Source organism: Acidithiobacillus sp., assembly GCF_023255755.1.
GTDB lineage: Bacteria > Pseudomonadota > Gammaproteobacteria > Acidithiobacillales > Acidithiobacillaceae > Acidithiobacillus.
This window is the reverse complement of record NZ_JAGDVS010000076.1, coordinates 1-9,438: the sequence shown is the minus strand read 5'-3', so window position 1 is coordinate 9,438 and position 9,438 is coordinate 1. Positions and strand designations below refer to the sequence as shown.

The 9,438-nt window shown below is 57.3% G+C and carries 12 protein-coding genes; 6 read left to right on the top strand and 6 right to left on the bottom strand.

Going from position 1 to position 9,438, the window contains the following annotated elements; translation table 11 throughout:
- Positions 1-376: 376 nt before the first annotated feature.
- From Q0C48_RS05155 to Q0C48_RS05140, 4 genes are read right to left on the bottom strand one after another with little or no spacing between them, the layout of a single operon-like run.
- Positions 377-1,003 carry a hypothetical protein gene (locus Q0C48_RS05155; RefSeq protein WP_291522151.1) on the bottom strand — a complete coding sequence of 209 codons (627 nt, stop codon included), beginning with the start codon at positions 1,001-1,003 and terminating at the stop codon, positions 377-379.
- Positions 1,004-1,015: 12 nt separating this feature from the next.
- Positions 1,016-2,155: an FAD/NAD(P)-binding oxidoreductase gene (locus Q0C48_RS05150; RefSeq protein WP_291522149.1), complete on the bottom strand. Its 1,140-nt coding sequence runs from the start codon at positions 2,153-2,155 to the stop codon at positions 1,016-1,018.
- Between the two features lie 41 nt (positions 2,156-2,196).
- The gene (locus Q0C48_RS05145) at positions 2,197-2,427 is read right to left on the bottom strand and encodes a sulfurtransferase TusA family protein (protein ID WP_206387050.1); all 231 of its coding nucleotides are present in this window, start codon (positions 2,425-2,427) and stop codon (positions 2,197-2,199) included.
- A gap of 41 nt (positions 2,428-2,468) precedes the next feature.
- Entirely contained in the window at positions 2,469-2,855 is a 387-nt protein-coding gene (locus Q0C48_RS05140; protein WP_291522148.1) for a DsrE/DsrF/DrsH-like family protein, read from the bottom strand.
- A gap of 418 nt (positions 2,856-3,273) precedes the next feature.
- On the opposite strand from Q0C48_RS05140, the gene Q0C48_RS05135 reads away from it, so the two are divergent.
- From Q0C48_RS05135 to Q0C48_RS05115, 5 genes are all read left to right on the top strand, one after another.
- On the top strand, positions 3,274-4,593 hold the full coding sequence (locus tag Q0C48_RS05135; protein WP_291522147.1) for a sigma-54-dependent Fis family transcriptional regulator: 1,320 nt from the start codon (positions 3,274-3,276) through the stop codon (positions 4,591-4,593).
- Positions 4,594-4,668: 75 nt separating this feature from the next.
- Positions 4,669-6,210, top strand: a complete 1,542-nt coding sequence (locus tag Q0C48_RS05130; protein ID WP_291522146.1) for a 2-isopropylmalate synthase — start codon at positions 4,669-4,671, stop codon at positions 6,208-6,210.
- 330 nt (positions 6,211-6,540) lie between these two features.
- On the top strand, positions 6,541-6,876 hold the full coding sequence (locus Q0C48_RS05125; RefSeq protein ID WP_291522145.1) for a thioredoxin family protein: 336 nt from the start codon (positions 6,541-6,543) through the stop codon (positions 6,874-6,876).
- Positions 6,873-7,451, top strand: a complete 579-nt coding sequence (gene ampD, locus Q0C48_RS05120) for a 1,6-anhydro-N-acetylmuramyl-L-alanine amidase AmpD (protein WP_291522144.1) — start codon at positions 6,873-6,875, stop codon at positions 7,449-7,451. The genes Q0C48_RS05125 and ampD overlap by 4 nt, the downstream gene beginning before the upstream one ends.
- Positions 7,420-7,986 (top strand): hypothetical protein, encoded by a 567-nt coding sequence (locus tag Q0C48_RS05115; RefSeq protein WP_291522143.1) that lies wholly within the window; start codon positions 7,420-7,422, stop codon positions 7,984-7,986. Before ampD ends, Q0C48_RS05115 begins: the two co-directional genes overlap by 32 nt.
- On the opposite strand, the gene Q0C48_RS05110 is transcribed toward Q0C48_RS05115, so the two are convergent.
- On the bottom strand, positions 7,935-8,648 hold the full coding sequence (locus Q0C48_RS05110) for an epoxyqueuosine reductase QueH (RefSeq protein ID WP_291522142.1): 714 nt from the start codon (positions 8,646-8,648) through the stop codon (positions 7,935-7,937). The genes Q0C48_RS05115 and Q0C48_RS05110 overlap by 52 nt on opposite strands.
- Before the next feature lie 80 nt (positions 8,649-8,728).
- Here Q0C48_RS05110 and Q0C48_RS14665 point away from each other — a divergent pair, with 80 nt between their 5' ends.
- On the top strand, positions 8,729-8,938 hold the full coding sequence (locus Q0C48_RS14665; protein WP_366937006.1) for an AP2 domain-containing protein: 210 nt from the start codon (positions 8,729-8,731) through the stop codon (positions 8,936-8,938).
- Here the strand turns inward: Q0C48_RS14665 and Q0C48_RS05105 are convergent.
- Complete coding sequence (locus Q0C48_RS05105) at positions 8,883-9,185, bottom strand: hypothetical protein (RefSeq protein WP_291522141.1); 303 nt, start codon at positions 9,183-9,185, stop codon at positions 8,883-8,885. The two genes, Q0C48_RS14665 and Q0C48_RS05105, sit on opposite strands and share 56 nt — an antisense overlap.
- Positions 9,186-9,438 lie beyond the last annotated feature (253 nt).

Here is a 9,438-nt window from a genome sequence, read left to right as displayed (position 1 = left end):
CACCTGAATGGGGTTCAGGTGGTCGGAGGTTCAAATCCTCTCGCCCCGACCAATTAATCAAAGAATTACCCAGCCTTCTTCAATTCCCCAACAATATACGTTGTCAATATTGTGACGTTGGCAGGACTTTCGTCAGTACGAAGGCTCTTTGCGTAAGGCGCCAGATGTTCTGCCGACAAGTATGCGTACTTCTGTACCGCCTCTATAAGCTATAAACGCCCAAACTTATGAAAAACATACAAAAAAATTTACGTAAGTTTGATCATCATCGATGCAATGAATTTGCTGTGACCACAGAAAAAAGCCCCCGGAAGAGCAGGGGGCTACAAGCAGGGCGAGTAAAACGCTTTTAAAAAGGAATGTTTGAGGTGGGACCTCAGTGTTTGAGGCGACAGGAGCGAAAGTGCTTGCCGAGCAGCATGAGGAACTGGATGGTCTGCTGGGTTTCCGGTTGTTTCATGAGGTCCCAGAGTCCGCTGATACCACCCTTGGGTGCCGGGGTCTGGGCCGCTTCTTCAGTAGCCCCGGCCAGACAGCGGAGGAAGTCGGTCAGGATGTGCTCCTGATCCATCTTTTCTGCCACAGCTAGCAGACGGTCCATGACGCCGGTACGGGTGGCGCGGTCGAGCAGACACATGGCGTCGCTCGCCATGCCCGCCATCCTAGTCACCATTTCGTCGCTCATGGAGTCCTGCGCGGCACCGACCATGCGCGCCAGATGCACGATACGCTCAAGGTCACCATTTTCCACCAGTGCGGAGACGGTGGGCAGGGCATGGACGATCTGGCTGCGATTGACCCGGTCTAGCAAATCGAGTCCGTCGCTGGCCATGCCCGCCAGCCGTCCGACTATTTCATCGCTCATGGAGTCCTGGGCAGCCCCAGCGAGCCGCGCCAAGTGCACAATACGTTCCAGGTCGCCGTTTTCTACCAGGCGCGCCAAGGCCTCCTGGGCTTTGGATAGCGCTTCTTCGTGGGTGGCTTCTGACATTATGGCAGCCATAGATCACCTCCTTTAGAGTAAGCCACGGGCACTGGCCCAATAGAGCTTGTTGTAGGCCATCTTAAAGGCATGGACCGCACCGGTTGGTGCCTTGGGCTGCGGGGGATTTTGGTAATCAAACATGGCGTAGGTGGCGCGATCCTTGCCCGCTTCAATGAAGCAAAAGACCTTGCCGTCGTAACTGCGCACCGGTCGCCCTATCTTGATCACTGCCGCGACATTTTCTGCTGCCGTCTCCGCCTCAAAATGGGCCGTCGAGCCCGCCTTGCTGATAGGCAGGTTGGTGGTGTCGCCTAAGATAATGACGTTTTTGCCGTGTTCACCTTCCATGTGCAGGGAGGCGCGATTGGTGGGTATCCAGCCGTTTTCGCCCAGACCATTTTTTTCGATGACTTCCTGGCCCTTGTGCGGCGGCACCGCCACCAGCAGGTCATACTTGACGGCACCGCCTTCTTCACTAAGCACTTCGGCGTTCTTGCCGTCGACTTCTTTCATATTGAAGAGCGTTTCGTACTTGATCCCCATACGGTCAAACTCCGGTGTCGCCCACTTCGCCACATTTTCCAGGCTATGGACCCGACCGATGGGATAGGTGTAGTAGAACTCGGTTTTATCCAGCAGGCCACGATCCTTAATGAAATCGTGCATGGCGAAGGTGAGTTCCAGCGGAATCATCGGACACTTATGCGGCAAACCCACGGTTACCACAATACGACCGCCCTTGAAGTCCGACAGTTGCTTAAAGAAATTTACCGCATCATCGGCCGTATAGCAGTTGATGGAATTCTCTTTGAGGCCGGGGATTTTCTCCGGCAGGGGGCGGGAGCCAGTGGAGATGACGATCAGGTCATACTCATGAACCTTGCCGCTTTTGCATTTGACGTGATTCTCGGCGAGATGAAACTCCTCAACGGGGTCGACATGGAACTCGATGCCTGGTTCCAGCAGGCTTTCCTGTTCGCGCACCAGTTCATCAGGGGTCGCGCGCCCCATGGCAACATAGAGCCAACCAGGCTGATAGACGTGCTCGTGACTGGCCGAGAGCATGGTGATGCGGGCCTTCCCAGTTTTCATTTCATGTTGAATACGGCGGGCCAGAAGATTGGCAAAAATCGTGCCTCCCATACCCCCACCGATGACGAGAATTCTCATGATGTCACTCCTTATTTGTCTCTGCACTATTGGACGTTGCGTTACTTGGCTTTACGGACCCGGATATGCCAGGTGCCTTCACCATCCTGTTCGGTATCCAGCATTTCGTGGCCGACCTTCTTGATCCACTCCGGCACGTCTGCGGCGGAACCGGCATCGGTGGACAACAATTCCAGGGTGTCGCCCACACTCATCATCTTCATGTTGGAAATCAGCTCCATGAGAGGTCCGGGACAAAAACTGCCGCGGGCATCTACGACTCTTTCACTCATCTGCTACTCCTTCGCTCGCGCTTGTCATTCAGGTTATTGCTTCAAAAGGTAAGGATCTGCGCCCCTTCGGCATCGCTGAGAAACTTGGTGAGTCCCATGGGACCGGCGACAATATCTTCCATGCCATTTTCCTTAACCCCCATAACATCCATGGCCATGGAGCAGGCCCATATCCTGGCATCTCCCAGTTCCACGGCCTGCTCAAAAATGTGATAAAACGGCGGCACATTGCGCTCGGCCATGATTTTGCCCATGGCACCCTCATTCGGTGCTTCCTTACGGTGCCCTTTGATGAAGTAGGGAAACGCATTCATCGACACAAAGACATCGACCTCCGTTCCTGATACGGCCGCTACAGACGCTGCCATCGCCGCAAATTGCAGCTTCTCCCGCGCGCCACTTAAACAAATGATGTACATGCCTGACATGGGAACTTCCTCCGCAAATGGATGAGTTTGTTAGAGCAGAAAGCGTGCCATCACCGGATATTAGTTTTTATTTGTGGAAGTCTATTGTTATTCTTGGTATATAATAAGGTTAGTAAATTGCAATAAAGTTGTTGATATTTCAGTTTCATGGTGAATGACATGCCCAGCGTGTCATGTCATGTCATGATAAATAAGAAAAACATGACTCTCTAATCCATAAATAAAAATAACTGTTCGGCGGTATAAGAATATTCTTGCATCCGATCACTGAAATAATGGGTATAATAAGATGGAATTGGCAAATGGTGCAATAATGAACTGAATAAGTGGGCCACCCCGACATCAAAGGCTAACTATGATAAACCGCGGCAAAAAGACTAGATCCGGAAAATCGGAAACTACGGCTAGCCAGAACGACATGCCACTTGGCTTAAATGCCGGTAGTGTGCTCGATATTCAGCAGAACCCTATGGTGCTTATCGATCGTGAATATCGGATTATGGCCGCTAACCGCGCTTATCAGGATGCCTATGGTGTGCATGCAGATGAGGTGGTTGGGAAGTGCTGCCACGAAATCTCCCATCACTCCCCGGTACCTTGTCACAGGCGTGGAGAAGATTGTCCCCATCAAGCGGTGTTTAACACTGGGGAGGCCCATGAGGTGCGTCACATTCATTATGACCATCAGAATCATGCCGAGCATGTGCGGATTCGCGGACATGCTATTAAAGATCAGGAAGGTAACACCTATCTTGGGGAGGAGATCATCCGCCTCCCGCACCAGGAGGAGGAAATCACCTGCGGTGAGTTGCGTATGGTAGGACGTTCACCAGCCTTTATGCGCTGTCTGCACCATATAGAGATGGCAGGGCGGACGGATGCCAGCATTCTGCTATTTGGTGAGAGCGGAGTGGGTAAGGAGCTGGCAGCCAGCGCCGTGCATCAGTTCTCGGCGCGGGCGAATGGTCCTTTTATTACCGTCGATTGTGCTTCGTTGCCGGAAACCCTTTTTGAGAGCGAGATCCTGGGTCACGAGCGGGGCGCTTTTACCGGCTGTCTTGGGCGCAAGCGCGGGCTCTATGAGATGGCCCATGGCGGCACCCTGTTTCTGGATGAGGTGGGCGAGTTGCCACTTGCCATGCAGGCTAAGTTTTTGCGGGTGCTGGAAACGGGTAGCTTCCGGCGTCTGGGGGGGGCGGAAACGTTGCATGCGGATGTGCGCGTAGTGGCTGCCACCAATCGCAATTTGCTAGAGATGACCGCGCAGCGGGCTTTTCGCGAAGATCTCTATTATCGGTTGGCGGCCATCACTATTGATTTGCCGCCTTTGCGCGAGCGTCGCGAGGATATCGCGGGTATCGCCGAAGTTTTGCTGGAGCGCATCGGTAAGAGCTGGGGCGGGAGTTGGAGCCTATCCAAGGATGCGGAGATTCGTCTCGGTGCTTACGATTTTCCCGGCAATGTGCGCGAGCTGCGTAATATGTTGCAAAAAGCGGCGGCGCTGGCTGATGGCCCTATCATCCAGCTCCGGCATTTGGATTCCGGGGTGTCGCGCAACGCTGCTCTGCCAGCGGCGGAACGGTCTGCACGCTCTGAAACCGGCAAGACTGGCCAGCACCCTGATAACCTTGACGAATTGTTGCGTCGTTATCAGGGTAACCGTCGCCGGGTGGCGGATGCCTTGGGCATTAGTGAGCGAACGGTGTATCGCTGGCTGCAGCGTGCGCCTGCTGAATGAGGGAGATCTGCGCGTCCTTCGTGAAAACCCGCCAACGCGGTACAATCACTGCGAACGATCTGGAAAGGGTGATCCATGAGTCCATCTAAAGAACACTTGATCATTTTCGACACCACCTTGCGCGATGGCGAGCAGTCGCCGGGCGCGGCCATGACGCGCGACGAAAAATTGCGCATCGCCAAGGCCCTGGAGCGCCTGCGCGTGGATGTCATCGAGGCGGGCTTTCCCGCCGCCAGCAACGGCGATTTTGCGGCGGTGCAAGCCATCGCCGCAGCGGTGAAGGACAGCCGTATCTGCGCCTTGGCCCGCGCTCGGGACGAGGATATCCGCCGTGCCGGGGAAGCCATCGCCGGAGCCGCCGCGGGGCGCATCCACACCTTCATCGCCACCAGTCCGGTACACATGCAGGCCAAATTGCGCATGTCCCCTGACGAGGTGCTGGAACGGGCGGTAGCTGCGGTGAAACTCGCCCGGCGGTATTGCGATGACGTGGAGTTCTCGCCGGAGGATGCCGGGCGTTCCGAAGAGGACTTTCTCTGCCGGGTCATCGAGGCGGTGATCGACGCCGGGGCGCGTACCATCAATATTCCGGACACGGTGGGTTACAACCTCCCGGACCGCTTCGGGCAGCTTATCGCCAACCTGCGCGCGCGAGTGCCCAATGCTGACCAGGCGGTCTTTTCCGTCCATTGTCACAACGACCTGGGTTTGGCCGTGGCCAACTCCTTGTCGGCGGTGCTGCATGGTGCCCGGCAGGTGGAATGCACGATCAATGGTCTGGGCGAGCGCGCGGGCAATGCCGCCCTAGAGGAGATCGTCATGGCGGTGCGCACCCGCGCTGATGTCTTCTCCTGCGATAGCCGCATCGACGCCACCCAGATTGTGCCCACCAGCAAGCTGGTGTCCACCATCACCGGTTTCCCGATTCAGCCCAACAAGGCCATTGTCGGGGCCAATGCCTTTGCCCACGAGTCAGGTATCCATCAGGACGGTGTCCTCAAGCACCGGGAGACCTACGAGATCATGCGCGCCGAGGACGTGGGCTGGGCGGCCAACCGCATGACCCTGGGCAAGCTCTCGGGTCGGGCGGCGGTGCGGGCGCGCCTGGAGGCCCTGGGTATTCAACTGGACAAGGAGACCCTCGACACGGTCTTCACGCATTTCAAGGCGCTGGCCGACCGCAAGGCGGAAATCTTCGATGAGGACTTGCAGGCCCTCGTCAATGAGGATCTCCAGGAGGAGCAGGCGGAACGCTATCGCCTGGGTTACCTGCGCGTTTGTTCGGAGATGGGCACACGCCCGGAGGCGACAGTGGAGGTCCTGGTGGAAGGTGTGGCCAAGACCGCCATGGCCGTGGGCGGAGGGCCGGTGGATGCCGCCTTCAAGGCCATCGAAGCCGTGACGGAGAGCGGCGCGCAATTATTGCTGTACTCGGTCAATGCCATCACGACCGGCACTGACGCCCAAGGGGAGGTCACGGTGCGTTTGCAGCAGGATGGCCGCATCGTGAATGGTCAGGGGGCGGATACCGACATCGTCATCGCCAGCGCCAAGGCCTACCTCTCGGCCTTGAACCGTTTGCAACACCCTCAGGGGCGGCGGCATCCGCAGATCTAGGGCGCCATGCCCTTCTTCCCCAATTCCCTGAGGACATTCTCAATGTCTGGAGGAAACAATGTGAGCTCCTCGCTTGAGGAATAAAGGGGTGTGTTAAATCGCCTCGGGCAGGGCAAATGGCCAGCGCCTGCCCATTCAAGTGCGACTAACGGCTGGCGCGGAACACGCCTTGGCGATGCATCCCACCCCGCTGCTCGTGGAATTGGAGTTGCTTTTTAGCTGCCTGATTCGCAAGCGCGTGCGCTTTCCCGCCCGCCTGTCTGGCTAGGTGATAGTTATTTTGGCCGTTGAATAATAGCGGTACTCTGTCAGGCGATTGAGGAGAAGTTCATGGAAACGGTATCGGAGTTGGGTTTTTGGCAACGCATGGTGACCACCCGAGGACTGATCATCCTTTTTTTTACTTCTGCGGGCTGTCATTCCTGCAGGATATGGCGCCATTTGCTGGCGGATTACGAGGCCACCCGTGATGATCTGCAAGTTTGGGAGGTCGACGCAGGGATCGATATGGGGATCACTCAGGAGTTTGATGTCTATCATCTGCCCGCACTTTTCCTTTTCCGGGATGGCCGTTACCAGCGCCCCATTCAGGTGGAAGCGCGGGCGCATGCACTGGACCGCTGGCTGACAGAGATGGCCGATCGGCCACCGGAGGAGATGCCGTGACGGTCTGGGACGGTGCGGGCTGGCATCGTCAGGCAAAGTGCGCGCCATCACCCCACCATGACGAACGTCCGGCGAACACGGCGGTGGACCTGCTGGTGGTGCATGCTATCAGCCTGCCGCCTGAGGGCTTTGGCAGCGGTGACGTGCAGCGTTTTTTCATGGGGACTTTGGACTTTAATAGCCATCCTTACTTTGATGCTTTGCGCAACCTGCATGTCTCCGCCCACTTTTTCATCGAACGAGACGGCACCTTATGGCAGCATGTCGGGGTTTTTCAGCGGGCCTGGCACGCCGGAGTGTCCGAGTGGCAATGTCACCCCGCTTGCAATGATTACAGTGTCGGCGTCGAACTGGAAGGCAGCGAGGGCACTGCGTTCATGCCGCTCCAGTACCAGCGTCTGGCGACATTGGCGAAAGACTTGCAGGGCCTTTTCCCGGCCATGGGCCCCGAGCGCATGGTGGGGCATTCGGACATTGCACCCGGTCGCAAGTGGGACCCTGGTCCCGGTTTTTCCTGGTCATATCTGGCAGAGGTGAGTAAAGATGGCGGAGATGCGGCAAGCTCCCAGGCGTGACTGGCGGCGTGGCTGGCTGGGGCCCTTTCTGGTGTTTCTGGCGATGCTGCTGCTGACGCTCTGGTGGCTGGGCGTCTTTAACAGCCCGACGGTGACGGAGGAGATGGGGGTGGCGCGGAGCTATGTCTACCAGCCTTTCCAGGGTTCTTACCGGCAGATGGTCAAGACCCGGGAAAAGATGGCCAAGGATGCTCCTGCAGACCTGCGTAGTCATACAGAGATCACCCTGCTGGAACGGGAGCAGGGCAGTGGCGGAGATGCCGAAGTGGTGGCTCGTCTGGGTTATCTGGTGAATGCTGGTGTCCCGGCACCGACGGGCTGGCAGGCCGGGCAATGGCCCGCACAGCACGTTGCCCGAGTGCGGGTGAATGCCAACCTGGCGATCGCCTCATGGAAGGCCTACGGCGCCCTGTCGGCGTGGGGCAAAGCGCGTGATCTGCCCCTGCGCTACCCGGTTCTGGAATTATTGGGGCCAGGAGACCGCTACGAGCTCTTGATGCCCGTAGCCTCTGTAGCTTCTGCGTCGGCGCCCTGACCCTGACCGGTCTCATCGCGGCCATAGAACTTCACGCCGCGGATGATTTTGCTGCGGCCCTGACTGATCCGGTGCTGATTGCTGTCGCGCAGAGAATAGACACAGCCGCAGTATTCCTGCTGGTAAAACTGTTCGCGCCTGGCGATGTCGATCATCCGTGCGCTGCCGCCGCCCTTGCGCCAGTTGTAGTCCCAGTACTGTAACCCCGCATGGCGCGCTGCAGCCCGTTTTCCACAGCCGTTGATCTGGGCCATATCCTTCCAGCGGGAAATGCCGAGGGTGCTGGAAAAGAGGCTGAAGCCGTGTTCGGCGGCATAGAGAGCGGAACGCTCAAAGCGCATATCAAAACAGGCGCTGCAACGCTCGCCGCGCTCCGGTTCCCACTCCAGTCCCTGCACCCGGCTGAACCAGTTATCCTTGTCATAGTCGAGGTCAACGAAAGGGACGCCCAGTTGCCTGGCGTAGCGGATATTTTCTTCCTTACGCAACTCGTACTCGGCCTGGGGATGAATGTTGGGGTTGTAGAAGAGCACAGTGAAATCAATGTCTGCCGCGCGGATATCATCCATGATGGGGCCGGCACAGGGCGCGCAGCAGGAATGCAGCAGGATATGCCGGCTGCCATCGGGGGTTTGCAGCGGCGTGGCAGGTTTTTTGGGCATGGAACAGTTCCCTGACGAATGGCGGCCTTGATGGCGCAAGAATAGCGCCTCGTGTCGGTCTTGCCAAAGGGCGGATAACAATGGGGCGTGATTTGCGTGGGGTGCGGCAAACACCCCGGTCCGGGACATTCGCCGTGTACACATTGTGGTCAACGACGCCGCACAAGAGGGTTACGCTGGCAACACACCCCTGTTGTGCTGAGGCCCGCAACTGCGCGATGCCTGCAACTCTGATTATTGCGCAGGACGCAAAAGCGGCCGCATGCCTTCCCGAATCTGGCGCTGAATGAAGGCGGCACGGCCGGGTTCGCGTTTGTCCAGTTCCGCGGCACACTGGGAATCGGTCAGTGCAGCGGCGCTAAGCATGACTTCCAGTTCACAAGTGTCCACTTTTGGGCTGGTGAGCGCAGTCGGCGCGACATTCATCTGATCGCCAACCTGCCAGAACATCCGCGCATTCCACATACGCAGGCGCACGTCGGGGTTCTGAAAAAGTTCTACGCAACGGGTATTGAGGGCCTTGGGGTCCACTGTCATCCTCCTGTTTAAACGAACAAAGCCATCGCCTGTTGTGGCGGGCGGGCTTAAGCATACCCGAAAAATGTGCCCCGAGGGGAGGTTTTTGTGGATTGAAGTATTCCATGCCCGGATAGATTCCTTGCGAACATAAAAAACCCCGCGCGAGGCGGGGTCATTTTGCGCGTCAAACTGAATCAGGCGGAGGCCATCTTCATATTGATGTTCTGATTGGTGGCGAGTTCGGGGTTGTAGAGGTATTCCACATTGCCCT